Raw genomic sequence first — 24209 nt, 5'->3', positions numbered from 1 at the left:
GCCGGACCCCGCACGGGGGTCCGGCCGGCGGCCGTGGAACGTCACTGCTTGGCCGTGGCCTTCTTCGCCGCGGACTTGGCGGCCGGCTTCGCCGCCGGGGCGGGGGCCGCCACGGCGGGGGCCTCCTCGTCGGCCGTCGGAGCCTCGGCCGCCGGGGTCGCGGCCGCCGGGGCGGCAGCCTCCAGCCGGCCCACGCCGAACTTCAGCGAGGACTCGTACGTGTTGTCCGGGTCCAGCCGACGCAGCTCCTCCGCCAGCAGCTCGGCCGTCTCGCGGCGCTTGAGCGCCACGGACCGGTCGGGCTGACCCGGCATGCACAGCGTCGCCAGGGCGCCGTCCGCGCGGTCCAGGACGATCTGGCCGTCCTTGGTCTCCAGCCGGACGGCGGTCAGACCCGGGCCCTGGGACAGCGTGCGCGCCACCGGCACGTCCAGCCGGTCCGCGAGCCACATGGCGAGCAGCTCGCAGCTCGGGTTCTCGTCCTCGCCCTCCACCGTGGCGGAGACGACCGACACCGTCTGCTGGTCCAGCGCGGCGGCCAGCATCGAGCGCCAGGGCGTGATCCGGGTCCAGGACAGGTCCGTGTCACCCGGTGCGTACGCCTCCGCCCGGGCGCCGAGGGCGCCGATGGGATCCTCGGAGGAGTAGGTGTCCGCGATCCGACGCTGAGCGAGCGCACCGAGCGGGTCGCCCGCCAGGTCCGTCGGAGCCCCCTCCGGCCACCAGACGACCACGGGGGCGTCGGGCAGGAGGAGCGGGAGAACCACCGACTGGGCGTGGTGGACCAGTTCACCGTGCAGGCGCAGCACCACCGTTTCGCCGGTGCCCGAGTCCGCCCCGACGCGGAGCTCCGCGTCGAGCCGGGCGTCGCGACGGCTGCGGGGGGAGCGGCTGACCCGCCTGACCACGACGATGATCCGCGAAGGGTGTTCGTGGGACGCGTCGTTCGCCGATTTGAGCGCGTCGTACGCGTTCTCCTCGTCGGTCACGATCACCAGCGTGAGGACCATGCCGATGGCCGGCGTGCCGATGTCCCGGCGCGCCTGCACCAACGCGGCGTTGATCTTGCTGGAGGTGGTCTCCGTTAGGTCGATCTTCATGGCCGGCGCCAGCTCCGTCCGTCTCGTGCGAGCATCTCGTCCGCCTCGACCGGCCCCCAGGTACCCGCCGGGTACTGGGCGGGCTTCCCGTGCTTGTCCCAGTACTCCTCGATCGGGTCGAGGATGTTCCAGGACAGCTCGACCTCCTGGTGGCGCGGGAAGAGGTTCGCGTCACCCAGCAGGACATCGAGGATCAGCCGCTCGTACGCCTCGGGGCTGGACTCGGTGAAGGACTCGCCGTACGCGAAGTCCATCGTCACGTCGCGGACCTCCATGGAGGTGCCCGGAACCTTCGAGCCGAAACGCACGGTCACGCCCTCGTCCGGCTGGACCCGGATGACCAGGGCGTTCTGCCCCAGCTCCTCGGTCGCGCCCGACTCGAACGGCAGGTACGGGGCCCGCTTGAAGACGACCGCGATCTCGGTCACCCGGCGGCCCAGGCGCTTGCCGGTGCGCAGGTAGAACGGGACGCCCGCCCAGCGGCGGTTGTTGATCTCCAGCCGGATCGCCGCGTAGGTGTCGGTCTTCGAGTTGGGGTCGATGCCGTCCTCTTCGAGGTACCCGACGACCTTCTCGCCGCCCTGCCACGCCGCCGAGTACTGGCCGCGCACGGTGTGCTTGCCCAGGTCCTCCGGCAGCTCCACGGCGGTCAGCACCTTGAGCTTCTCGGCCACCAGCGCCTTGGGGTGGAAGGAGCCGGGCTCCTCCATCGCCGTGAGCGCCAGCAGCTGGAGCAGGTGGTTCTGGATGACGTCGCGGGCCGCGCCGATGCCGTCGTAGTAACCGGCCCGGCCGCCGATGCCGATGTCCTCGGCCATCGTGATCTGCACGTGGTCGACGTACGACCGGTTCCAGATCGGCTCGAACATGGTGTTGGCGAAGCGGAGCGCCAGGATGTTCTGGACGGTCTCCTTGCCGAGGTAGTGGTCGATCCGGAAGACCTCGTCACGGGGGAAGACCTCGTGGACGACCTTGTTGAGTTCCTCGGCGCTCTTGAGGTCGTGGCCGAAGGGCTTCTCGATGACGGCGCGCCGCCAGGAACCCTCCTTCTGCGCCAGACCGTGGTCCTTGAGCTGCTGGACCACCTTGGGGAAGAACTTGGGCGGGACCGACAGGTAGAAGGCGAAGTTGCCGCCCGTGCCCTGCGCCTTGTCGAGTTCCTCGATCGTGGCCTTGAGGGTCTCGAAGGCCGCGTCGTCGTCGAACTCGCCCTGGACGAAGCGGCAGCCCTGGACCAGCTGCTGCCAGACCTCTTCGCGGAAGGGCGTGCGCGAGTGCTGCTTGACGGCCTCGTACACCTCGTGGGCGAAGTCCTCGTCCTGCCACTCGCGACGGGCGAACCCGATCAGCGAGAAACCCGGGGGCAGCAGGCCGCGGTTCGCGAGGTCGTAGACGGCGGGCATGAGCTTCTTGCGCGACAGGTCGCCCGTAACGCCGAAAATGACCAGGCCGGACGGCCCCGCGATGCGCGGGAGCCGCCGGTCCTGTGCGTCACGAAGCGGGTTCGCTCCGTTCACCGACAAAATACTCAGTCCTCCGCGGGGGCGAGGCGCTCGAGCTCCGCCTGGGTCGACTTCAGCAGGTCGTTCCACGACGCCTCGAACTTCTCGACGCCTTCCTCCTCGAGCAGCTGCACCACCTCGTCGTAGGAGATGCCCAGCTTCGCGACCGCGTCGAGCTCGGCGCGGGCCTGCTCGTAGGTGCCGCGGATGGTGTCGCCGGTGACCTCACCGTGGTCGGCGGTCGCCTCCAGGGTGGCTTCCGGCATGGTGTTGACGGTGCCGGGAGCGACCAGGTCCACCACGTACATGGTGTCCTTGTACGCCGGGTCCTTCACGCCGGTCGAGGCCCACAGCGGACGCTGCTTGTTGGCGTGCGCCCTGTCCAGGGCGGCCCAGCGCTCGGAGGAGAAGACCTCCTCGTACGCCTGGTAGGCCAGCCGGGCGTTGGCGAGCGCCGCCTTGCCCTTGAGGGCCTTCGCCTCGGCGGTGCCGATGCCGTCCAGCCGCTTGTCGATCTCGGTGTCCACGCGGGACACGAAGAAGGAGGCCACCGAGTGGATCTTGGACAGGTCAAGGCCCGCGGCCTTGGCCTTCTCCAGGCCCGCCAGGTAGGCGTCCATGACCTGGCGGTAGCGCTCCAGCGAGAAGATCAGGGTCACGTTGACGCTGATGCCCCGGCCGATGACCTCGGTGATCGCGGGCAGGCCGCCCATGGTCGCCGGGATCTTGATCAGGGTGTTCGGGCGGTCCACCAGCCAGGCCAGCTGCTTGGCCTCGGCGACGGTCGCCTTCGTGTTGTGGGCGAGCCGCGGGTCGACCTCGATCGAGACCCGGCCGTCCTGGCCCTCGGTCGCGTCGAAGACCGGCCGCAGGATGTCGGCGGCGTCGCGGACGTCCGCCGTGGTGATCATGCGGATGGCTTCCTCGACGGTCACCTTGCGGGCGGCGAGGTCGGAGAGCTGCTGGTCGTAGCCGTCGCCCTGGCTGATCGCCTTCTGGAAGATCGACGGGTTGGTGGTGACACCGACCACGTGCTGCTGGTCGATCAGCTCGGCGAGGTTGCCGGACGTAATGCGCTTGCGGGACAGGTCGTCCAGCCAGATCGCCACGCCCTCGTCGGAGAGGCGCTTGAGTGCGTCTGTCATGGGAATTGCATCTCCTACTGGTCGGATACGGGCGTCAGCGCGCGGCGGCTGCGATGGATTCCCGGGCGGCGGCGGCCACGGCCTCGGGGGTGAAGCCGAACTCACGGAACAGCACCTTCGCGTCGGCCGAGGCACCGAAGTGCTCCAGCGACACGATGCGGCCCGCGTCACCCACGTAGCGGTGCCAGGTCAGGCCGATGCCCGCCTCGACCGCGACACGGGCCCGCACGGACGGCGGCAGGACGCCGTCCTTGTACGCCTGGTCCTGCTCCTCGAACCACTCGACGGACGGCATCGAGACCACGCGGGTCGGGATGCCCTCGGCCTGCAGCGCCTCGCGGGCGCCCACGGCGAGCTGCACCTCGGAGCCGGTGCCGATGAGGACGACCTCGGGCGCACCGCCCTCCGCCTCGAACAGCACGTACCCGCCCTTGGCGGCGTCGTCGTTGAGCTCGTACGTCGGCACGCCCTGCCGGGTCAGCGCCAGGCCGTGCGGGGCGCCCTTGCCGAACACCTTGGTGTGGCGGCGCAGGATCTCGCGCCAGGCGACGACGGTCTCGTTCGCGTCGGCCGGACGGACCACGTTCAGGCCCGGGATGGCGCGCAGCGAGGCGAGGTGCTCGACCGGCTGGTGGGTCGGGCCGTCCTCGCCGAGGCCGATGGAGTCGTGCGTCCACACGTAGGTGACCGGCACGTGCATCAGCGCCGACAGCCGTACGGCGTTGCGCATGTAGTCGGAGAACACCAGGAAGGTGCCGCCGTAGATGCGGGTGTGGCCGTGCAGCGCGATGCCGTTCATGGACGCGGCCATGGCGTGCTCGCGGATGCCGAAGTGGATGGTGCGGCCGTACGGGTCGGCCTCCGGCAGCGGGTTGCCCTCCGGCAGGAACGAGGAGTTCTTGTCGATGGTGGTGTTGTTGGAGCCGGCCAGGTCGGCCGAGCCGCCCCACAGCTCCGGGATGACCGGGCCGAGCGCCTGGAGCACCTTGCCGGAGGCCGCGCGGGTGGCGACGCCCTTGCCGGACTCGAAGACGGGGAGCTTGTCCTCCCAGCCCGCGGGCAGCTCGTTGGCCTCGATGCGGTCGAACTCGGCGGCGCGCTCGGGGTTGGCGGTGCGCCAGGCGGAGAAGTCCTTCTCCCAGGCGGCCTTGGCCTCGCGGCCGCGGTCCAGCGCCTTGCGGGTGTGCGCGATGACCTCGTCGGAGACCTCGAAGGCCTTCTCCGGGTCGAAGCCGAGGACGCGCTTGGTGGCGGCGACCTCGTCGTCACCGAGGGCCGAGCCGTGCGCGGCCTCGGTGCCCTGGGCGTGCGGGGCCGGCCAGGCGATGATCGAGCGCATGGCGATGAAGGACGGACGCAGGGTCTCGGCCTTCGCCGCCTTGAGGGCCTCGAACAGCGCCTTCGGGTCGAGGTCGCCGTTCTCCTTGGGGGCAACGCGCTGGACGTGCCAGCCGTACGCCTCGTAGCGCTTCAGGGTGTCCTCGGAGACGGCCGTCTCCGTGTCGCCCTCGATGGAGATGTGGTTGTCGTCCCACAGCAGCACCAGGTTGCCGAGCTTCTGGTGGCCGGCCAGCGAGGACGCCTCGGCGGAGATGCCCTCCTGGAGGCAGCCGTCACCGGCGATCGCGTAGACCATGTGGTCGAACGGGGAGGTGCCCGGGGCGGCCTCCGGGTCGAAGAGACCGCGCTCGTAGCGGGCGGCCATGGCCATGCCCACCGCGTTGGCGACGCCCTGGCCGAGCGGGCCGGTCGTGGTCTCGACGCCGGGCGTGTGGCCGTACTCCGGGTGACCGGGGGTCTTGGAACCCCAGGTGCGGAACGCCTTGAGGTCGTCCAGCTCCAGGCCGAAGCCGCCGAAGTAGAGCTGGGTGTAAAGGGTGAGGGACGAGTGGCCCGCGGAGAGCACGAAACGGTCGCGGCCGACCCACTGGGGGTCCGCCGGGTCGTGCCGCATGACCTTCTGGAACAAGGTGTACGCGGCGGGGGCCAGGCTCATCGCCGTTCCGGGGTGGCCGTTCCCGACCTTCTGGACCGCGTCCGCGGCCAGGATGCGGGCGGTGTCGACGGCCCGCTGGTCCAGTTCGGTCCACTCGAGCTCTGTGGTGGTCGGCTTGGTGCTCACCGTGAGTCAGGGCTCCTCTCCACATGTTGTTTCCCGGTGACGAACGGTGCACCGGCGCGATTCCGAGCCTACCCCCGAGACGGCGTGCCACTATTCGAGTGCCGGTAGTGCGTCGCCGGGTCGCCGACTGGTGTTCACCTGCGCTCGGGCCGATCGGCCCAACACGAGGCGACCCCGGGGCCGGGCCGGGTGAGGGCAACGTCTAGAGTGGCGTGGTACGTGCGAGCCTTGCCGGGCCCCTTGTCCGCGGCTCGCTGAATTCTCTGTCAGGGGTGTGCGTGACGGCCGTCGAATCCCGTCCAGCGGGGGTGCTCGGGACCCCTCCCGGTCACCGGCCGTTCGGGGCCAGGGTCATGGCTTTCGTGGCTTTGACCAAGCCGCGGATCATCGAACTTCTGCTGATCACCACAGTGCCGGTGATGTTCCTCGCCGAACAGGGCGTGCCGTCCTTGTGGCTGGTCCTCGCGACCTGCTTCGGCGGCTACCTGTCGGCCGGCGGTGCCAACGCGCTGAACATGTACATCGACCGCGACATCGACGCGCTGATGGACCGTACGTCGCAGCGCCCGTTGGTGACCGGCATGGTGAGCCCGCGCGAGTGCCTGGTCTTCGGCATCACCCTCGGCGTCCTGTCGACGCTGTTCTTCGGGCTGCTGATCAACTGGCTGTCGGCCGCGCTCTCGCTCGGCGCCCTCCTCTTCTACGTCGTCGTCTACACGATGCTGCTGAAGCGGCGCACCGCCCAGAACATCGTCTGGGGCGGCATCGCGGGCTGCATGCCGGTGCTCATCGGCTGGTCGGCGGTGAAGAACGAGGTCTCCTGGGCCGCGGTCATCCTCTTCCTCGTCATCTTCTTCTGGACGCCGCCGCACTACTGGCCGCTGTCGATGAAGGTCAAGGACGACTACGCGCGGGTCGGCGTGCCGATGCTGCCGGTCGTCGCGGGCAACCAGGTCGTCGCCCGTCAGATCGTCCTCTACAGCTGGGTGATGGTCGCCGTCTCGCTGCTGCTGACGCCGCTGGGCTACACGGGCTGGTTCTACACCTCGGTCGCGCTGCTGGCGGGCGGCTGGTGGCTGTGGGAGGCGCACGCGCTGAACGCGCGGGCCAAGGCCGGGGTGACGGGCGCGAAGCTCAAGGAGATGCGGCTGTTCCACTGGTCGATCACCTACGTGTCGCTGCTCTTCGTCGCCGTGGCCGTGGATCCCTTCCTCCGCTGACACTTCCTCCCTCCATTACCCGCCGGTAGCATGCCGTCCATGGCAGACACCACCGCAGACACCAAGAAGCAGGACCGCAAGGCCGCGAAGCTGGCCAAGCAGATCGGCGCCTTCGCCGGGCGGCACGGCGGCGCCGAGGGACAGCTCTCGCACATCGGCCAGGCCGGCACCCGGATCGTGCTCGTCGGCGCGGACGGCGGCTGGGGCGACCTGGTGGCCCCGACCTACGCGGTGGCCGAGCAGGCTGCCGAGAAGGCGGGCCTGACCCTCCACGAGGAGTTCGACGGCGAGTTCGCCGCCCGGGTGAAGACCGGCCCGTACGAATGGTCGCGGATGGCCGGGATCCAGCTCTGATCGGGGCTCGGTTCGGCTCCGCCGGCTTCGGTCGGGCAAGGGGCTGCCCCCCGCGGACCGCGAGGGGGGCGGCTCGGTCAAGCGCGCGAGCAACACCTGGTGCGCCGCTCACCCGTTAGGACGTGTGGAAGCCGCTTCCTCACGTCCGCAACGGGATGCCCGGATGATCGAAACGCCGCCCCTGGTGGACCAGTACTGCCAGGGAGTGCTCCGCACGGAGCTCGGCCTCGGCACCTTCGAGGCCCAGCTGGTCCGCTCGGCCGGCCCGCCCGCCGCGGGCACCACCTTCTTCGACACGCAGACCGGCTTCGCCGTGCGCCGCTGGTGCCCGCCGCTGTTGGGGCTCGAACCGCACTGCACGCCCGCCCGCTACCTCGCCCGGCGGCGCGAGCTCGGCGTCGCCGAGGCCGGGCGGCGGCTGCTGCGGGGCGCGGGGGTCGGCGCCTACCTCGTCGACACGGGAGCGGCCGGCGACCTCACCGCCCCCAAGGAGCTGGCCCGCGCCGGTGACGCCGAGGCCTTCGAGGTCGTCCGGCTGGAGCCGCTGGCCGAGCAGGTCGCCGATACCTCCGGGACCGTCGCCGCCTTCCTCGCCAACCTCGCCGGAGCCGTCCACCACGCGGCCGCCGGGGCCGTCGCCTTCAGCTGCGGGGACGACGCCCGCTACCCCGCCGTGCTGGCCCAAGCACCCGGGCCGCCCGGCCCGGACGAGGTGCGCGGGGCCGCCGGGCGATGGCTGGCCGGCCGCGCCAAGGGCGGGAGCGTACGCGACCCCGTCCTCCTGCGGCACCTGCTGTGGAGCGCCGTGGCGACCGGGCTGCCGATCCAGCTGCACACCGGCGCGGGGGAGCCGGGGCAGCGGCCCGAGCACGCCGACCCCGCGCTGCTGACCGGCTTCGTACGGGCCACCTCGGGCCTCGGCGCCCCGCTGGTGCTGCTCGGCGGCTACCCGCACCACCGCGGCGCCGCCCGGCTGGCCGAGGCGTTCCCGCACGTACACGCCGATCTGGGGCCGCTGCTGGCGCGGACCGGCGCGGGGGCGGCCTCCGTACTGGCCGAGCTGCTGGAGCTCGCACCGTTCGGGAAGCTGCTGTACTCCAGCGGCGGCCGGCGGCTGCCCGAGCTGCACGCGGTGGGCGCCCTGGTGTTCCGCGAGGCGCTGGGCCGGGTGCTGCTCGGCTGGGTCGGCGACGGCGCCTGGTCCTGGCGGGACGCGAACCGGGTCGCGGCGATGATCGCGGCGGGCAACGCCCGCCGCGTCTACCGGCTGGACGAGCGGGCCTGACCCCGCTCGCGCGGCTCAGACGGCGGAGAGCTGGCTGTCGCCCTGGGCGGGGATGCCCGCCCGCTCCACCGGCCGCTCGCGCAGGCTCAGCACCACGCGCAGGACCGCGATCCACACCAGGCAGGAGCCGAGCATGTGCACGGCGACCAGCACCTCGGGCACATGGGTGAAGAACTGGACGTAGCCGACGGCGCCCTGGGCGAGCAGTACGACCAGCAGGTCCCGGGCGCGCGCCCGGGTGTCGAGCGGGGCGTCCGCCACCCGCAGCACCAGCCACACCGCGAGCGCGAGCGCGCACACCACCCAGGCGGCGACGGCGTGGACGTGCGCGGTGGCCGCCCAGTCGAACGGCATCCGCTTGATCTCGCTGCTGTCACCCGCGTGCGGGCCGGAACCGGTGACCACCGTGCCCGCGGCGATCAGCACCAGGGTCGCCGCGACCAGCGCCCAGGCGAGCCTGCGCACCGGAACGGGTACCCGGGGCCGGGGGGCGCGGTCGCCCTCGCCGGTGCGCTGCCAGGTGACGGTGGTGACCGTGAGCAGCGAGGTGGCGAGCAGGAAGTGCCCGGCCACGCTGTACGGGTTCAGCCCGGTCAGCACGGTGATGCCGCCGAGGACCGCGTTGCCCATCACGAGGGCGAACTGCAGCCAGCCGAGCCTGGTCAGCGAACGGCGCCACGGCGTGGCGGAGCGGGCGGCCAGGATGCACCAGCCGACCGCCGCGCAGAGCACGTACGTCAGCATGCGGTTGCCGAACTCGACCGCCCCGTGGAATCCCTGTTCCTGGGTGACGATCAGGCTGTCGCCGGTGCACTTGGGCCAGGTGTCGCAGCCGAGACCGGATCCGGTCAGCCGCACCGCGCCGCCGGTGACGACGATGGCCACGCTCATGAGGAGCGCGGCGAACGCGGCCCGCCGGACGGTCCGGGGTGACGGAGTCCAGCGGCTGGCGAGGAAGGCGAGGGGGTTCAACACGGCCCCTATCGTAGGCCGCGCCTTGTGCAAAGTTTCACGAGGGGGTGCCCATGGGTGCGTCGGGGCCGATGACCAGGCGGTACTTTGCCGCCGCCGGGTCGCCCTCCTCGTGCCACCACACCCGGACGCGCCAGAAGCCCTCGTCGCCCGGGTACTGCGGCGATGCCAGGAAGCCGCGGATCAGCTCGGCAGCCACCTCCTCCGCCGTCCGGTCGCGGACCTCGGACGCGCCGTGCCAGGGGCGGTCCGGTACGGTCCACAGCCCGTCGGGCCCGCGCACCTCGATGCGCCACACCGCGAGCCAGGGGGTGACCTCCAGCATCGTGGCCACCTGCTCGGGCTCCAGCCCCAGCCGGGCCGCGATCCCGGGTTCCGGGGCGCCCTGGATCCGGGCGGCCACCACGGCCTGGGGCAGCAGGCGCTCGGGCAGCAGGCCGCCGGCGCGCAGACCGGCCAGGGAGTCGAAGGACAGGTGGCGCAGCCGCAGCTCCAGCTGGCGGCCGATGTGGTCGAGGGCGGCCTCGGCCTCCTCCGCCGCCTCCTGCGCCTCCTCCGAGCCCGGCGCGGAGAGCAGGATCCGGCGGAACCCGGCCTCCGCGTCCACCGCCCAGGCCACCGCGTCCTCGGCGGAGCCCAGCTCGGCGAGGCGGTCCCCGAGGAAAACCTTGGCCTGCGCCAGACCGCGCCGGTTGACGGGCTCGCGCTGGTCGAGGCCCGCCCAGACCTCCACGGCGGCCCGGGTCACGTCACGGGCGCGCTCACCGGCCGCTCGTTCCATGGGACTCGGGCCGTTCTCCGCGGCCGCGCCGAGCGGGTAGCGGGGCAGCCGGTCCCCGTCGCTCAGCGGCCAGGCCAGCCAGACGCCCTGATTGATCAGCGCCCGGGCGTACCAGCGGGCGTACTCGGGGTCGTGCCCGGCCGCGTCCCGCGCGTGCCGCAGCGCTTCCTCGACGGCGGACAGGGCCCCCGCCCGGTCCCCGGCGGCGAACCGGCGGGCCGCCAGGTCACCCAGGCGCAGGCCCAGCCGCGCGGCGCATTCGGCATCGGTCCGGGCGGGCTCGCGCAGCGCGCCGATCAGCTCGGCGAGCAGCCGGTCGCTCTCGCCGGGCCCGGCCTGCGCGGCCCCCGAGCGGATCCTGGCCCACTGCCGGTCCAGCCGCAGAACGGCTTCGCGCTGTCCCATGCCCCGCTCCCGATGTCCTGGTGTGCGTCGCCGATGTGCGGCGGCGCCCATCCTCCCGCCGGGACAACGAACGGGAGCGGGTATTCACTCCCAGCGGAAGAAGCGGGCCGCGGCGCCCAGGCCCAGTACCGCCCAGCAGGCCAGCACGGCCGCGTCGCCCCACGGCATCGCCGCCCCGTGCTGGAGCACCTCGCGCAACCCGTCGGACAGCGCCGAGATGGGCAGCAGTTCCAGTACGGAGCGCACCGCGCCCGGGAACTTGTCCAGCGGCACGATCACCCCGCCGCCGACCAGCAGCAGCAGGAACACCAGGTTCGCGGCGGCCAGGGTCGCCTCGGCCTTGAGCGTGCCCGCCATCAGCAGCCCGAGCCCGGAGAAGGCGGCGGTGCCCAGCAGCAGCAGCGCGGCGACCGCGAGCGGGTTGCCGTGCGGCGACCAGCCCAGTGCCAGGGCGATCGCCGTGAGCAGGGCCACCTGGAGCACCTCGGTGACCAGCACCGACAGGGTCTTGGCGGCCATCAGCGCGCGGCGCGGCAGCGGGGAGGCGCCGAGCCGCTTGAGCACCCCGTAGCGCCGGTCGAAGCCGGTGGCGATGGCCTGGCCGGTGAAGGCGGTGGACAGCACGGCGAGTGCGAGGACACCGGGCGCGAGGAAGTCGACGGACTTGCCGGTTCCCCCCTCGGAAACCGGCACGTCGACGATGTCCACGGCCGAGAACAGCACCAGCAGCAGCGCCGGGATGATCACTGTCAGCAGCAGCTGCTCGCCGTTGCGCAGCAGCATCCGCGTCTCCAGCGCGGTCTGCGACCGGATCATCCGGGAGAGTGGCGCGGCCCCCGGCCGGGGGGTGAACGTACCGGCGCTCATGCGCGCAGCTCCTTGCCCGTGAGTTCCAAGAAGACGTCTTCGAGGGTGTGCCGCTCCACGGTGAGGCTGTCCGGCAGCACCCCGTTCTGCGCGCACCAGGAGGCGACGGTCGCCAGCAGCTGCGGGTCGACCTCGCCGGTGACCCGGTAGACGCCCGGGCCGAGCTCGGCGGCCTGGGTGCCGTCGGGCAGTGCTTTCAGCAGCGAGGCCAGGTCGAGGGCGGGGCGGCCGGTGAAGCGCAGGGTGTTCTCGGCGCCGCCGCGGCACAGCAGCTCGGGGCTGCCGTGGGCGATGACCTTGCCCGCGTCGACGATGGCGACCTCGTCGGCCAGCTGTTCGGCCTCGTCCATGTGGTGGGTGGTGAGTACGACGCTGACGCCGTCGGCGCGCAGTTCCCGCACGAGGTCCCAGGTGGCGCGGCGGGCCTGCGGGTCGAGGCCGGCGGTGGGCTCGTCCAGGAAGACCAGCTCGGGGCGGCCCACGACGGCCATGGCCAGGGCCAGCCGCTGCTGCTGGCCGCCGGAGAGCCGGCGGTAGGGGGTGCGCCCGCAGCCGCCGAGGCCGAGGCGTTCCACCAGGGTGGCGACGTCGAGCGGATCGGCGTAGAGCCCGGCCATGTGGCGCAGCATCTCCACGGCGCGGGCGCCGGAGTAGACGCCGCCGGACTGGAGCATCACACCTATCCGCGGGCGCAGGGCCGGGGCCTGCGCGACCGGGTCGAGGCCGAGGACGCGTACGGTGCCGGCATCGGGACGGAGGTAGCCCTCGCAGGTCTCCACGGTGGTGGTCTTCCCCGCGCCGTTGGGGCCGAGGACGGCGGTGACCGAGGCCCTGCGGACGGTGAGGTCGAGGCCGTCCACCGCGGTCTTCGGGCCGTACCGCTTCACCAGTCCGCGGATCTCCACGGCGGGGTCGTTACTCATGCGGGTGAGTCTACGGAGGGCCGGACGGCCCCCCGGGCCGTGGGGTGTAGGGGGCCGGAACTCGCTCTCACGTGCGGCTTTCGGTGATCTTTTAAGTAAATAAGGTAACCCTTAGTGATGGAGGACACCAGGAGTGGCGTCCGTCACGGCTTGTCTGGTCTCGGCTAATTACGCAACAATGGCGTTGTGAAATACGGCGAACGGATGATCGAGACCCCTCAGGGGGAGCTCGCAACCGGGGAGCGGTCAACCCGCGACCGGGTCGCGCGCTCCATCCTGGACCACGGTCCGTCCACCGTCGCCGACCTCGCACAGCGCCTCGGCCTCACCCAGGCCGCCGTGCGCCGTCACCTCGACGCACTCGTCGCGGACGACGTGGTCGCACCCCGCGCGCAGCGCGTCTACGGGGCGCGCACCCGGGGCCGGCCCGCCAAGGTCTTCGCGCTCACCGACTGCGGCCGCGACGCCTTCGACCAGTCCTACGACTCGCTCGCGGTGGACGCCATGCGCTGGATCGCGCAGGCCGCCGGCGGGGGCGAGCAGGGAGAGGCGGCCGTCGCCGCCTTCGCGAGGGCGCGCATGGCCGCACAGGCGGAGACCTACCGGGAGTCCCTCGACGCGGCGGCCCCCGAGGACCGCGCCGGGGCCCTGGCCAAGGCGTTGACCGCGGACGGGTACGCTGCTACGGCGAAGAGCGCTCCCGGTCCGCACAGCGGTGAACAGCTCTGCCAGCACCACTGCCCGGTGGCCCACGTAGCCGAGCAGTTCCCGCAGCTCTGCGAGGCGGAGACCGAGGTCTTCTCCCGCCTGCTCGGGACACATGTGCAGCGACTCGCCACCATCGCCCACGGCGACGGGGTGTGCACGACGTTCATTCCGCGAAGCGGAAGCGCCGGCGCCACGGGCGCCGCACAGACCGACACATCAGTATCTGCAAGCACGGCCGGGAGGAACCCCGCATGACCACGGAGACTGCTCACCCTGAGCTCGATGGCCTGGGCACCTACGAATACGGCTGGGCCGACTCCGACGCGGCCGGTGCGGCTGCCAAGCGGGGTCTGTCCGAAGAAGTCGTCCGCGACATCTCCGCCAAGAAGTCCGAGCCGGAGTGGATGCTGAACCTCCGCCTCAAGGGCCTCAAGCTGTTCGGCAAGAAGCCCATGCCGAACTGGGGCTCCGACCTCTCCGGCATCGACTTCGACAACATCAAGTACTTCGTGCGCTCCACCGAGAAGCAGGCCGCTTCCTGGGAGGACCTGCCGCAGGACATCAAGAACACGTACGACAAGCTCGGCATCCCCGAGGCGGAGAAGCAGCGCCTCGTCGCCGGTGTCGCGGCCCAGTACGAGTCCGAGGTCGTCTACCACCAGATCCGCGAGGACCTGGAGGAGCAGGGCGTCATCTTCCTCGACACGGACACCGCGCTCAAGGAGCACCCGGAGCTCTTCCAGGAGTACTTCGGCACGGTCATCCCGGTCGGCGACAACAAGTTCGCGTCCCTGAACACCGCCGTGTGGTCGGGCGGCTCGTTCATCTACGTCCCCAAGGGCGTCAAGGTCGACATCCCGCTCCAGGCCTACTTCCGCATCAACACGGAGAACATGGGCCAGTTCGAGCGGACGCTGATCATCGTGGACGAGGACGCGTACGTCCACTACGTCGAGGGCTGCACCGCCCCGATCTACTCCTCGGACTCGCTGCACAGCGCCGTGGTCGAGATCATCGTCAAGAAGGGCGGCCGCTGCCGCTACACGACCATCCAGAACTGGTCGAACAACGTCTACAACCTGGTCACCAAGCGCGCCGTGGCGTACGAGGGCGCGACCATGGAGTGGGTCGACGGCAACATCGGCTCCAAGGTCACCATGAAGTACCCGGCCGTCTACCTGATGGGCGAGCACGCCAAGGGCGAGACCCTGTCCATCGCCTTCGCGGGCGAGGGCCAGCACCAGGACGCCGGCTCCAAGATGGTCCACATGGCGCCGCACACCTCCTCCAACATCGTCTCCAAGTCGGTGGCGCGAGGCGGCGGCCGCACCTCCTACCGCGGCCTGGTCGAGATCGGCGAGGGCGCGTACGGCTCCAAGTCCAACGTGCTGTGCGACGCGCTGCTGGTCGACACGATCTCCCGCTCGGACACGTACCCCTACGTGGACGTGCGCGAGGACGACGTCTCCATGGGCCACGAGGCCACCGTCTCCAAGGTCTCCGACGACCAGCTCTTCTACCTGATGAGCCGCGGTCTGACGGAGTTCGAGGCCATGGCCATGATCGTGCGCGGCTTCGTCGAGCCCATCGCGCGTGAGCTGCCCATGGAGTACGCGCTGGAGCTGAACCGGCTGATCGAGCTGCAGATGGAGGGTTCGGTCGGCTGATCCCGGCCACCCGGATCCGTAGCAATTCTTCGACGCAGGCAGCGCTTTAAAAGAGAGTGAGCAACACGACAGCCATGGCTGAGGCTCAGAACATCCCGGCGGGCTCGACCACCGCCGGCGCGATCGCGGTGGCCGCAGAGTCCACCGTCGCCACCCGGATGAGTGCACCCCCGTCCTTCGACGTGGCGGACTTCCCCGTCCCCCACGGCCGCGAGGAGGAGTGGCGCTTCACCCCGCTGGCGCGCCTGCGTGGTCTCCACGACGGCACCGCGGTCGCCAACGGCACCATGAAGGCCCAGATCGACGCGCCCGACGTCGTCACGATCGAGTCGGTCGGGCGCGATGACGCCCGCATCGGCAAGGCCGGCGCCCCCGTCGACCGCGTCGCCGCCCAGGCGTTCTCCTCCTTCACCAAGGCCACGGTCGTCACCGTGCCCAAGGAGGCCGTCCTGGACGAGCCCGTGCGCGTCTCGCTGCACGGCGAGGGCGGCACCACCTTCGGTCACACCGTCTTCGACGTGCAGGCCTTCGCCGAGGCCGTCATCGTCATCGACCACACCGGTGACGGCGTCCGCGCCGCCAACGTCGAGTTCCTCGTCGGCGACGGCGCGAAGCTCACCGTCGTGTCGGTGCAGGACTGGGACGACACCGCCGTGCACTGCTCCCAGCACAACGCGCTGGTCGGCCGGGACGCGAGCTACAAGTCGATCGTCGTCACCTTCGGCGGCGACGTCGTACGCCTGCACCCGCGCATCAGCTACGCGGGCCCCGGCGGCGAGGCCGAGCTGTTCGGCCTGTACTTCACGGACGCCGGCCAGCACCAGGAGCACCGCCTCCTGGTCACGCACGACGCCCCGCACTGCAAGTCCCACGTGGTCTACAAGGGTGCGCTGCAGGGCCAGGACGCCCACGCCGTCTGGATCGGTGACGTGCTCATCCAGAAGAGCGCCGAGGGCACCGACACCTACGAGATGAACCGCAACCTCGTCCTCACGGACGGCGCGCGGGTCGACTCGGTGCCGAACCTGGAGATCGAGACCGGCGAGATCGTCGGCGCCGGCCACGCCTCCGCCACCGGCCGGTTCGACGACGAGCAGCTCTTCTACCTCCAGGCCCGGGGCATCCCGGCCGACGAGGCGCGGCGCCTGGTCGTGCGCGGCTTCTTCGCCGAGCTCGTCCAGCAGATCGGTGTCCCCGACATCGAGGAGCGCCTGCTCGCCAAGATCGAGGCCGAGCTCCAGGGTTCCGTCTGATGAATTACGTCAAGGCCTGCGCACTGAGCGAGCTGGAGGACAACACCCCGAAGCGGGTGGAGCTCGACGGCACGCCGGTGTCCATCGTCCGCGCCGAGGGCGAGGTGTTCGCGATCAACGACATCTGCTCGCACGCGAACGTCTCCCTCTCGGAGGGCGAGGTCGAGGACTGCATGATCGAGTGCTGGCTGCACGGATCGTCCTTCGACCTGCGCACCGGAAAGCCGTCCGGCCTGCCCGCGACGCGCCCCGTCCCCGTATACCCCGTAAAGATCGAAGGGGACGACGTGCTCGTCTCCCTCACCCAGGAGTCCTGAGGTATCCATGGCAACGCTTGAAATCCACGACCTGCACGTCTCCGTCGAGGCCGAGAATGGCGCCCGCGAGATCCTCAAGGGCGTCGACCTCACCGTCAAGCAGGGTGAGACGCACGCCATCATGGGTCCCAACGGCTCCGGCAAGTCCACGCTGGCGTACTCGCTGGCCGGTCACCCGAAGTACACCATTACCGGTGGCACCGTGACCCTCGACGGCGAAGACGTCCTGGAGATGTCCGTCGACGAGCGCGCCCGCGCCGGCGTCTTCCTCGCCATGCAGTACCCGGTCGAGGTCCCCGGCGTCTCGGTCTCCAACTTCCTGCGCACCTCGGCCACCGCCATCCGCGGCGAGGCGCCGAAGCTGCGCACCTGGGTGAAGGAGGTCAAGTCCGCCATGGAGCAGCTCCAGATGGACCCGGCCTTCGCCGAGCGCAACGTCAACGAGGGCTTCTCCGGCGGTGAGAAGAAGCGCCACGAGATCCTCCAGCTGGAGCTCCTCAAGCCGAAGATCGCGATCCTCGACGAGACCGACTCGGGCCTCGACGTCGACGCGCTGCGCCAGGTCTCCGAGGGCGTCAACCGCGTCCGCGCGACGGGCGAGGTCGGCACGCTGCTGATCACGCACTACACGCGGATCCTCCGCTACATCAAGCCCGACTTCGTCCACGTCTTCTCGGAAGGCCGCATCGTCGAGTCCGGTGGTGCCGAGCTCGCCGACAAGCTGGAGGCGGAAGGCTACGAGGCGTACAGCACGAAGGGTGGCGCGACCGCGTGACACAGCTGCCTGGCCTCCTCACTGGCTCTCATCTGCTTGACGAGGCGATCCGCAAGGACTTCCCCCTGCTGGATCGTGTGGTCCACGACGGGAAGAAGATCGTCTACCTGGACAACGCGGCGACCTCGCAGAAGCCGCGCCAGGTCCTCGACGCGCTGAACGAGTACTACGAGCAGCACAACGCCAACGTCCACCGCGGCGTGCACGTGCTCGCGGAGGAGGCCACGGCGCTGTACGAGGGCGCCCGCGACAAGGTCGCCGCCTTCATCAACGCGCCGAGCCGCGACGAGGTGATCTTCACCAAGAACGCCTCGGAGTCGCTCAACCTGGTCGCGAACATGCTCGGCTGGGCGGACGAGCCCTACCGGGTCGACCGCGAGACCGAGATCGCCATCACGGAGATGGAGCACCACTCCAACATCGTGCCGTGGCAGCTGCTCTCGCAGCGCACGGGCGCGAAGCTGAAGTGGTTCGGCCTGACCGATGACGGCCGGCTCGACCTGTCCAACATCGAAGAGGTCATCACGGAGAAGACGAAGATCGTCTCCTTCACGCTGGTCTCCAACATCATGGGCACGGTCAACCCGGTCGACGCGATCGTCCGGCGTGCGCAGGAGGTCGGCGCGCTCGTGCTGATCGATGCCTCGCAGGCCGCTCCGCACATGCCGCTGGACGTACAGGCGCTCGGCGCCGACTTCGTGGCCTTCACCGGCCACAAGATGTGCGGCCCGACCGGCATCGGCGTCCTCTGGGGCCGCCAGGAGCTCCTGGAGGACCTGCCCCCGTTCCTCGGCGGTGGCGAGATGATCGAGACCGTGTCGATGCACGCCTCGACGTACGCCCCGGCGCCCCACAAGTTCGAGGCGGGTACGCCCCCGATCGCCCAGGCCGTCGGCCTCGGCGCGGCCGTGGACTACCTGACCGCGATCGGCATGGACAAGATCGCCGCGCACGAGCACGCGATCACCGAATACGCGGTCAAGCGCCTCCTGGAGGTTCCCGACCTGCGGATCATCGGCCCCACCACTGCCGAGGACCGCGGCGCCGCGATCTCCTTCGTCCTCGGAGACATCCACCCGCACGATGTCGGGCAGGTGCTGGACGAGCAGGGCATCGCCGTCCGCGTCGGACACCACTGCGCGCGCCCGGTCTGCCTGCGCTACGGAATTCCCGCGACGACGCGAGCGTCTTTCTACCTGTACTCCACTCCCGCCGACGTCGACGCGCTGATCGACGGGCTGGAGCACGTACGGAACTTCTTCGGCTGACGAGGGCGACGAGGACAGACGCTGTGAAGCTGGATTCGATGTACCAGGAACTGATCCTGGACCACTACAAGCACCCGCACGGGCGAGGCCTGCGCGACGGCGACGCCGAGGTGCACCACGTCAACCCCACCTGTGGCGACGAGATCACGCTGCGTGTGAAGTACGACGGCGAGACGCTCACCGACGTCTCGTACGAGGGCCAGGGCTGTTCGATCAGCCAGGCCAGCGCGTCCGTACTGAACGAGCTGCTCGTCGGCAAGGAGCTGGCCGAGGCGCAGAAGATCCAGGCCGTGTTCCTGGAGATGATGCAGTCCAAGGGCAAGATCGAGCCCGACGAGGCCATGGAGGAGGTGCTGGAGGACGCGGTCGCGTTCGTCGGCGTCTCCAAGTATCCGGCGCGGGTGAAGTGTGCTCTGCTGAGTTGGATGGCGTGGAAGGACGCGACCGCCCAGGCACTGGGCGACGCCGAGAGGAAGACGGCATGACCGAGAACGCGACGCCCGAGGCGTCGATCAAGCCCGCCACCGAGGAAGAGGTCCGCGAGGCCCTCTACGACGTGGTCGACCCCGAGCTGGGCATCGACGTCGTCAACCTGGGCCTGATCTACGGCATCCACATCGACGACGCGAACATCGCCACCCTCGACATGACGCTGACGTCGGCGGCCTGCCCGCTGACCGACGTCATCGAGGACCAGGCGAAGTCGGCGACGGACGGCATCGTCAACGAGCTCCGCATCAACTGGGTCTGGATGCCGCCGTGGGGCCCGGACAAGATCACGGACGACGGCCGCGAGCAGCTGCGCGCGCTCGGCTTCAACGTCTGACCGCTCCACGCGCGTGAGGGCCCCCGGCACGGTCGTGCCGGGGGCCCTGCGTGTTCTTGCGGTGGTCGGTCCGCGTGCACCGGAAGTTGGCCCGGGTGGCCGAATCTTCTCGACGGCCGTCACGAGGTGGCGGACACAGAACGAGAGGACCCTCCGGATGAAGAAGCAGCTGGGCATCGCAGCCGTCGCGGCGCTGGTCGTCGCCGGCGCGGCCCTGCCGGCGCACGCGGTGACGTACGGTACGCCGACCATCACCCTGTCCTCGTCCTACCTGTCCGGCGCCGTCGGCGGTGTCGGCGACCAGACGGTCGCGGTGACCGTCGGGCAGAGCGGCGCCGACGTGTCCGCGCTGACCGTCAGCGCCTCCGCCTCCAGCAAGGCCTCGGTCGCCGGGACCGGCGACGTCACGGTCACCGGGGCCGGCGCGGTACGGCAGCTGGCCGTCACCGCACGGGGTCGCGGCTACACCGGCCTGACCGTCAAGGTGACCGGGCTCGGCGGCAAGACGGCCAGCAAGACCCTGTCCTACGCGGCCTCCGCGGCGGTGCGGAACCCGGCTGACGCCCGCTACTTCGGCGGCGCCTCCGACTCCTCGGCCGCCGTGGACGTCGGCGGCGGCTACACCGTCGTCGCCGACGACGAGAACAACGTGCTGCGCCTGTACGACCGCGCGCGTTCCGACGCTCCCCTCAGGACCTGGGACTTCAGCTCCCAGCTCGGTGTCACCAAGGAGGTGGACATCGAGGGGGCGACCCGGATCGGCAACACCGTCTACTGGACCGGTTCGCTCGGCAACAACAAGGACGGCGAGTACAAGGCGCCCCGGAACACGGTGTTCACCACCACCGTCAGCGGCTCCGGCCCGGGCACGCAGCTCACGTACGGGCGTTCGTACAAGCAGCTCCGCGACGACCTGGTGGCCTGGGACGAGGCGAACGGCAACCGGTACGGCTTCGCCGCCGGGACCGCGGCCGGCGAGGCGCCCAAGCAGATCGACGGGTTCAACGTCGAGGGGCTGGAGTTCGCCCCCGGCTCCACGACCACCGCCTACCTGGGCTTCCGGGCCCCGCTGGCGCCCGCCGTACCGGGCGGCAAGGCGTTGCTCGTGCCGGTGACCAACTTCGACAAGGTGCTCTCGAGCGGTTCGAAGGCCGTGTTCGGGGCGGGCATCGAGCTCGACCTGGGCGGCCTCGCCGTCCGTGACATCCGCAAGAACGCGGCGGACCAGTACCTGATCCTCGCCGGCTCGTGGGCCGCCGACGACAACTCCGACCCGTACGCCCTCTACCAGTGGGACGGGATCGCCGGCCACGCCCCGGTCAAGCGGGCCGACCTGCCGACGACCGACCCCGGCGGCTGGGAGGCGATCGTGGAGGTGCCGGACCTGACGGCCGCGGGCCCGCGGGTGCAGCTGATCACCGACAGCGGGTCGGCGGACCTGTACGGCGACGGCGTCGAGGCCAAGGACCTCACCCACCCGGAGTGGAAGAAGGCGCGCGCGGCCTGGTTCACGCTGAACTGACCGGCCCGTTCGCGTACGGCCGTACGCAAGGCGTGTGTACCGTTGTACACATGCCTTACGTGTTGCTCGCGGCGGCCATCGCCTCCGAGGTGGCAGGGACGACCGCCATGAAGTACAGCGACGGCTTCACCCGGCTCTGGCCGTCGCTGGGCACGCTGTTGGGGTACCTGATCGCCTTCACCCTGCTCGCGCAGACGCTGAAGTCGATGTCGGTGGGGACGGCCTACGCGATATGGGCCGGGGTCGGCACGGCCGCCATCGCCGCCATCGGGATGGTGTTCATGGGGGAGGCGGCCACCGCGGCGAAGATCGCCGGGATCGCCCTGATCATCGGCGGCGTGGTCCTGCTGAACCTCGGCGGGGCGGCGCACTGATGGGCCGCCGGTACGACCCCGACCGCAGGCAGCGGATCATCGACGCGGCGACCCGGGTGGTGGCCGCCGGGGGCATCGCGGGGCTGAGCCACCGGAGCGTGGCGGCGGAGGCGGGCGTACCGCTGGGCTCGACGACGTACCACTTCGCGACGCTCGACGAGCTGCTGGTGGCGGCGCTGCGACAGGCGAACGAGGGCTTCGCGGTGGCACTGGCCGAGCTCGGTGACGGCGAAGGTGACGGCGAAGGTGATGGCTACGGCGACCTGGCGGCGGCACTGGCCCGCCGGCTGGGGGAGTTCCTGACGGCGGACCGGGCGAGCGCGGAACTGGAGTACGAGCTGTACCTGTCCGCCCTGCGCAAGCCGGCGCTGCGGCCGGTGGCGGCCGAGTGGTGCGAGGCGGTGGTGGTGGCGCTGGCCGAGCGGGTGGATCCGGCGACGGCCCGGGCGGTGTCGGCGGTGATGGACGGCATCAGCCTCCAGGTCCTGCTGACCGAGGCCGAGTACGACGAGCGGTCCGCGCGCGAGCTGCTGTCGCGGGTGCTGGGGCGGCCGTAGGGGTCCGACGGGTCATGGCCGGGCCGGCCCGCGGCTCAGGGGCCGGCCGCGCGGACCGCGGCGAGGGCGGCCCGGACGCTCGCCTCGATGTCCCCGATCGGGTAGAACACCTCGCGCACGGTCCGCTCCCGGTCCACCACCAGCGTCAGTCGCTTGATCCTGGTCACTCCCGCCGCCCGCAAGGTCGGCAGCCGCAGGGCCGCCACCAGTTCGAGGCCCGCGTCCGAGAGCAGCGGGAAGCGCAGCTGCTGCGCCTCCGCGAACTCCCGCTGTTCGTCGGGGCGTTGGGTGGAGACCCCGTGCACCGTCGCGCCCGCCGCCGTGAACTGCGCCAGCTGGTCCCGGTAGGTGCACGACTCCAGCGTGCAGCCCTTCGCCCCCGGGATCCCGGCCCAGCCGGGCGGGTAGGACTCGGCCCGGGCGTACGCGCCCGGGAAGCAGTACAGGACGGTGAACGGGGTGTCGGCCACCGGGTCGCGCAGCTCGCCGAACCGGTCCGGCAGCAGCAGTTCCGGCAGGCGGGTGCCGCGCAGCGCGTGCACGCGTACCGCCTCGCACGAGGATTCCGCGGTCGTCGCCGTCATCTCTCCCTCTCCGAGGATCCAGGTGTCGCCCCAGTCCTGGAGGGCGACCAGTACCGGCAGCAGGGCCCGCCCGCGCGGGGTCAGCCGGTATTCGTGCCGCACCGGGCGTTCCTGGTACGGCACGCGCATCAGCACCCCGGCTTCGACGAGCAGTTTCAGCCGCTCGGCGAGGACCTTTCGGGACATGCCCAGCTCGCGCTGGAACTCGTCGAAGCGGTGCACGCCGCGCGCGGCGTCGCGCACGATCAGCAGCGTCCACCAGTCCCCGACGACGTCGAGGGCCTGGGCGATGGAGCAGTCCGCGTCACCGAGGGTGGTGCGCTGGGCCATGGGAACTCCTCTGTCCGTTGACCCGAGGCTGCCATGTTGACATAGTCCGTTCCCAAAGGGAACTAACTCGGGGGTGGGTGGCCGTGCCGCAGGTGTTCAAGGACGTGCCGAGGGTCGTGTGGCTGCTGGCCGCGGGTGTGTTCGTCAACGCCGTCGTCAGCTTCACGTTCGTTTTCGTCTTCCTCTACCTTTCCGGCCCGCGCGGTCTGGGCGCCGCCCAGGCGGGCGTCGCCGTCGGCGTCGGAGGCATCGGCATGGTCGCCGGGAACTTCACCGGCGGCTGGTACGGCGACCGCTTCGGCCACCGCCGGGTCCTCCTCGTCGCCGCCTGTCTCGGTGGACTCACCCTGGTGAGCCTTCCGCTGCTGGCCACGCCGCTGCTGTACGCCGCCCTGCCGGTGGCCCAGTACGCCTCCGGGGTGATCCGCGCCGCGAATTCCGCACTGGTCGCCGTCACCGTGCCGGAAGGGGCCCGCCGGCAGGCCTTCGCCGTGGTGCGCTGCGTCTCCAACGGCGGCTTCACCCTCGGGCCGCCCCTCGGGGCCCTCGTCGCGACCGCCGCCTCCTACGACTGGCTCTTCGTCGCCGACGGCCTCGGCACGCTGCTCTTCGCCGGCTGGACCGCCCGCGTCGTCCCGGCCCGGGGCGCCTCCAGGAAGCCCGCCGCGGCCCCGGACGGGGGCGGCGGCATATGGGGCGAGCTGCGGGCCAGGCCGGCCGTACTCGTCCTGCTCGGCGCCATCCTCGTCACCGACCTCGTCTACCGCCAGCAGTACGGCACCTTCCCGGTCTTCCTCGCCGACCACGGCCTGGACGTCAGCGCCTTCGGACTGGTCATCGCCCTCAACGGGGGCGTGATCCTGTTGCTGGAGCTGCCCGCCGCCGTCGCCCTGCGGGGCCGGCCCCCGCTGCCCGTCATCGCCACCGGGCTCGTGCTCGTCGGTGCCGGGTACGCGGCGCTGGTCGGCGGGGCGGGCGCGGTGAGCGCCGTCGCCATGATGGTGCTGCTGAGCCTCGGGGAGATCCTCTACAAGACCACCGCCACCGCCTACGTGGCCGACCAGGCGCCGGACCACGCGGCCGGGCGGTTCCAGAGCCTGTACGCCGGGGTGTCGGTCAGCGGGGTCGTGCTCGGCGCGCCGCTGGGCGGAGCGCTGTACGCCGCCGCGCCCGGGCTGCTCTGGCCACTGTGCGCGGCGCTCGCGGCGGCCGCCGGCGGGGCGGTGTTCTGGGCGTCGGCGCGGCAGGCCCGGCGGGAGGAAGCCCGAGGGGAGGATGCCCGCCCGGACGGGGACGGGGCAGCGCGCCCGGCACATGAGACCGGTTCGCAACCGCAGGCCCTGGCCGGTTAG

24 protein-coding genes are annotated in these 24209 nt (G+C 71.1%); 15 read left to right on the top strand and 9 right to left on the bottom strand.

Features of this window, described 5'->3' with window-relative positions; all coding sequences use genetic code 11:
- Nucleotides 1-41 precede the first annotated feature (41 nt).
- From opcA to tkt, 4 genes are read right to left on the bottom strand one after another with little or no spacing between them, the layout of a single operon-like run.
- Nucleotides 42-1100: a glucose-6-phosphate dehydrogenase assembly protein OpcA gene (gene opcA / locus ACWGH1_RS21930; protein WP_453356743.1), complete on the bottom strand. Its 1059-nt coding sequence runs from the start codon at nt 1098-1100 to the stop codon at nt 42-44.
- Nucleotides 1097-2626 (bottom strand): glucose-6-phosphate dehydrogenase, encoded by a 1530-nt coding sequence (gene zwf / locus ACWGH1_RS21925; RefSeq protein WP_453356744.1) that lies wholly within the window; start codon nt 2624-2626, stop codon nt 1097-1099. Before zwf ends, opcA begins: the two co-directional genes overlap by 4 nt.
- A gap of 2 nt (nt 2627-2628) precedes the next feature.
- Complete coding sequence (gene tal / locus ACWGH1_RS21920) at nt 2629-3747, bottom strand: transaldolase (RefSeq protein WP_453408924.1); 1119 nt, start codon at nt 3745-3747, stop codon at nt 2629-2631.
- Between the two features lie 34 nt (nt 3748-3781).
- Nucleotides 3782-5869: a transketolase gene (tkt, locus tag ACWGH1_RS21915; RefSeq protein ID WP_453356111.1), complete on the bottom strand. Its 2088-nt coding sequence runs from the start codon at nt 5867-5869 to the stop codon at nt 3782-3784.
- A gap of 272 nt (nt 5870-6141) precedes the next feature.
- Here tkt and ACWGH1_RS21910 point away from each other — a divergent pair, with 272 nt between their 5' ends.
- The 3 genes from ACWGH1_RS21910 to ACWGH1_RS21900 all read left to right on the top strand — a co-directional run bounded on the left by ACWGH1_RS21910 (nt 6142) and on the right by ACWGH1_RS21900 (nt 8728).
- Nucleotides 6142-7089, top strand: a complete 948-nt coding sequence (locus ACWGH1_RS21910; RefSeq protein WP_453356110.1) for a heme o synthase — start codon at nt 6142-6144, stop codon at nt 7087-7089.
- 39 nt (nt 7090-7128) lie between these two features.
- A complete protein-coding gene (locus tag ACWGH1_RS21905) occupies nt 7129-7443 on the top strand; it encodes a hypothetical protein (protein ID WP_453356109.1) in 315 nt (104 codons plus the stop codon).
- 163 nt (nt 7444-7606) lie between these two features.
- Complete coding sequence (locus tag ACWGH1_RS21900; RefSeq protein ID WP_453408923.1) at nt 7607-8728, top strand: amidohydrolase family protein; 1122 nt, start codon at nt 7607-7609, stop codon at nt 8726-8728.
- 15 nt (nt 8729-8743) lie between these two features.
- Here the strand turns inward: ACWGH1_RS21900 and ACWGH1_RS21895 are convergent, their stop codons facing one another.
- The 4 genes from ACWGH1_RS21895 to ACWGH1_RS21880 all read right to left on the bottom strand — a co-directional run bounded on the left by ACWGH1_RS21895 (nt 8744) and on the right by ACWGH1_RS21880 (nt 12676).
- The gene (locus ACWGH1_RS21895) at nt 8744-9733 is read right to left on the bottom strand and encodes a COX15/CtaA family protein (RefSeq protein ID WP_453352823.1); all 990 of its coding nucleotides are present in this window, start codon (nt 9731-9733) and stop codon (nt 8744-8746) included.
- Nucleotides 9734-9737: 4 nt separating this feature from the next.
- On the bottom strand, nt 9738-10886 hold the full coding sequence (locus ACWGH1_RS21890; RefSeq protein WP_453352822.1) for a hypothetical protein: 1149 nt from the start codon (nt 10884-10886) through the stop codon (nt 9738-9740).
- 84 nt (nt 10887-10970) lie between these two features.
- Nucleotides 10971-11753, bottom strand: coding sequence for an ABC transporter permease (locus tag ACWGH1_RS21885; protein WP_453352821.1), 783 nt, complete (start codon nt 11751-11753; stop codon nt 10971-10973).
- Entirely contained in the window at nt 11750-12676 is a 927-nt protein-coding gene (locus ACWGH1_RS21880; protein ID WP_453352820.1) for an ABC transporter ATP-binding protein, read from the bottom strand. Before ACWGH1_RS21880 ends, ACWGH1_RS21885 begins: the two co-directional genes overlap by 4 nt.
- Nucleotides 12677-12880: 204 nt before the next feature.
- Between ACWGH1_RS21880 and ACWGH1_RS21875 the strand changes: the two genes are divergently transcribed.
- The 11 genes from ACWGH1_RS21875 (at nt 12881) to ACWGH1_RS21825 (ending at nt 21943) form a co-directional block, all read left to right on the top strand.
- Nucleotides 12881-13639: a helix-turn-helix transcriptional regulator gene (locus tag ACWGH1_RS21875; RefSeq protein ID WP_453352819.1), complete on the top strand. Its 759-nt coding sequence runs from the start codon at nt 12881-12883 to the stop codon at nt 13637-13639.
- Nucleotides 13636-15051, top strand: coding sequence for a Fe-S cluster assembly protein SufB (gene sufB / locus ACWGH1_RS21870; RefSeq protein WP_453352818.1), 1416 nt, complete (start codon nt 13636-13638; stop codon nt 15049-15051). Before ACWGH1_RS21875 ends, sufB begins: the two co-directional genes overlap by 4 nt.
- Before the next feature lie 74 nt (nt 15052-15125).
- Nucleotides 15126-16304 (top strand): Fe-S cluster assembly protein SufD, encoded by a 1179-nt coding sequence (sufD, locus tag ACWGH1_RS21865; RefSeq protein ID WP_453352817.1) that lies wholly within the window; start codon nt 15126-15128, stop codon nt 16302-16304.
- Nucleotides 16304-16621, top strand: coding sequence for a bifunctional 3-phenylpropionate/cinnamic acid dioxygenase ferredoxin subunit (locus ACWGH1_RS21860; RefSeq protein WP_361137937.1), 318 nt, complete (start codon nt 16304-16306; stop codon nt 16619-16621). Before sufD ends, ACWGH1_RS21860 begins: the two co-directional genes overlap by 1 nt.
- A 7-nt stretch (nt 16622-16628) precedes the next feature.
- Entirely contained in the window at nt 16629-17396 is a 768-nt protein-coding gene (gene sufC, locus ACWGH1_RS21855; protein ID WP_266630406.1) for a Fe-S cluster assembly ATPase SufC, read from the top strand.
- Complete coding sequence (locus ACWGH1_RS21850) at nt 17393-18664, top strand: cysteine desulfurase (RefSeq protein WP_453352816.1); 1272 nt, start codon at nt 17393-17395, stop codon at nt 18662-18664. Before sufC ends, ACWGH1_RS21850 begins: the two co-directional genes overlap by 4 nt.
- A gap of 23 nt (nt 18665-18687) precedes the next feature.
- Entirely contained in the window at nt 18688-19149 is a 462-nt protein-coding gene (gene sufU / locus ACWGH1_RS21845; protein ID WP_030027090.1) for a Fe-S cluster assembly sulfur transfer protein SufU, read from the top strand.
- Nucleotides 19146-19490 (top strand): metal-sulfur cluster assembly factor, encoded by a 345-nt coding sequence (locus ACWGH1_RS21840; protein WP_030388904.1) that lies wholly within the window; start codon nt 19146-19148, stop codon nt 19488-19490. Before sufU ends, ACWGH1_RS21840 begins: the two co-directional genes overlap by 4 nt.
- 157 nt (nt 19491-19647) lie before the next feature.
- On the top strand, nt 19648-21012 hold the full coding sequence (locus ACWGH1_RS21835) for a DUF3616 domain-containing protein (protein WP_453352815.1): 1365 nt from the start codon (nt 19648-19650) through the stop codon (nt 21010-21012).
- A 50-nt stretch (nt 21013-21062) separates the two neighbouring features.
- On the top strand, nt 21063-21386 hold the full coding sequence (locus tag ACWGH1_RS21830) for a DMT family transporter (protein ID WP_453352814.1): 324 nt from the start codon (nt 21063-21065) through the stop codon (nt 21384-21386).
- Complete coding sequence (locus tag ACWGH1_RS21825) at nt 21386-21943, top strand: TetR/AcrR family transcriptional regulator (protein WP_453352813.1); 558 nt, start codon at nt 21386-21388, stop codon at nt 21941-21943. Before ACWGH1_RS21830 ends, ACWGH1_RS21825 begins: the two co-directional genes overlap by 1 nt.
- A 35-nt stretch (nt 21944-21978) precedes the next feature.
- On the opposite strand, the gene ACWGH1_RS21820 is transcribed toward ACWGH1_RS21825, so the two are convergent.
- A complete protein-coding gene (locus ACWGH1_RS21820; protein WP_453352812.1) occupies nt 21979-22857 on the bottom strand; it encodes a winged helix-turn-helix transcriptional regulator in 879 nt (292 codons plus the stop codon).
- A 77-nt stretch (nt 22858-22934) separates the two neighbouring features.
- On the opposite strand from ACWGH1_RS21820, the gene ACWGH1_RS21815 reads away from it, so the two are divergent.
- Complete coding sequence (locus ACWGH1_RS21815; protein WP_453408922.1) at nt 22935-24209, top strand: MFS transporter; 1275 nt, start codon at nt 22935-22937, stop codon at nt 24207-24209.

It is taken from the genome of Streptomyces sp. NPDC054883 (genome assembly GCF_053610645.1).
The sequence above is the reverse complement of the archived record's forward strand: the minus strand, read 5'-3'. Positions and strand labels throughout refer to the sequence as shown.

What these genes read in the sequence shown, in the direction of transcription:
- opcA (WP_453356743.1), bottom strand. Translation starts at nt 1,100, where the DNA reads ATGAAGATCGACCTAACGGAGACCACCTCCAGCAAGATCAACGCCGCG.
- tal (WP_453408924.1), bottom strand. Translation starts at nt 3,747, where the DNA reads ATGACAGACGCACTCAAGCGCCTCTCCGACGAGGGCGTGGCGATCTGG.
- ACWGH1_RS21905 (WP_453356109.1), top strand. Translation starts at nt 7,129, where the DNA reads ATGGCAGACACCACCGCAGACACCAAGAAGCAGGACCGCAAGGCCGCG.
- ACWGH1_RS21900 (WP_453408923.1), top strand. Translation starts at nt 7,607, where the DNA reads ATGATCGAAACGCCGCCCCTGGTGGACCAGTACTGCCAGGGAGTGCTC.
- ACWGH1_RS21890 (WP_453352822.1), bottom strand. Translation starts at nt 10,886, where the DNA reads ATGGGACAGCGCGAAGCCGTTCTGCGGCTGGACCGGCAGTGGGCCAGG.
- ACWGH1_RS21885 (WP_453352821.1), bottom strand. Translation starts at nt 11,753, where the DNA reads ATGAGCGCCGGTACGTTCACCCCCCGGCCGGGGGCCGCGCCACTCTCC.
- ACWGH1_RS21880 (WP_453352820.1), bottom strand. Translation starts at nt 12,676, where the DNA reads ATGAGTAACGACCCCGCCGTGGAGATCCGCGGACTGGTGAAGCGGTAC.
- ACWGH1_RS21875 (WP_453352819.1), top strand. Translation starts at nt 12,881, where the DNA reads ATGATCGAGACCCCTCAGGGGGAGCTCGCAACCGGGGAGCGGTCAACC.
- sufB (WP_453352818.1), top strand. Translation starts at nt 13,636, where the DNA reads ATGACCACGGAGACTGCTCACCCTGAGCTCGATGGCCTGGGCACCTAC.
- sufD (WP_453352817.1), top strand. Translation starts at nt 15,126, where the DNA reads ATGGCTGAGGCTCAGAACATCCCGGCGGGCTCGACCACCGCCGGCGCG.
- ACWGH1_RS21860 (WP_361137937.1), top strand. Translation starts at nt 16,304, where the DNA reads ATGAATTACGTCAAGGCCTGCGCACTGAGCGAGCTGGAGGACAACACC.
- sufC (WP_266630406.1), top strand. Translation starts at nt 16,629, where the DNA reads ATGGCAACGCTTGAAATCCACGACCTGCACGTCTCCGTCGAGGCCGAG.
- ACWGH1_RS21840 (WP_030388904.1), top strand. Translation starts at nt 19,146, where the DNA reads ATGACCGAGAACGCGACGCCCGAGGCGTCGATCAAGCCCGCCACCGAG.
- ACWGH1_RS21835 (WP_453352815.1), top strand. Translation starts at nt 19,648, where the DNA reads ATGAAGAAGCAGCTGGGCATCGCAGCCGTCGCGGCGCTGGTCGTCGCC.
- ACWGH1_RS21830 (WP_453352814.1), top strand. Translation starts at nt 21,063, where the DNA reads ATGCCTTACGTGTTGCTCGCGGCGGCCATCGCCTCCGAGGTGGCAGGG.
- ACWGH1_RS21825 (WP_453352813.1), top strand. Translation starts at nt 21,386, where the DNA reads ATGGGCCGCCGGTACGACCCCGACCGCAGGCAGCGGATCATCGACGCG.
- ACWGH1_RS21820 (WP_453352812.1), bottom strand. Translation starts at nt 22,857, where the DNA reads ATGGCCCAGCGCACCACCCTCGGTGACGCGGACTGCTCCATCGCCCAG.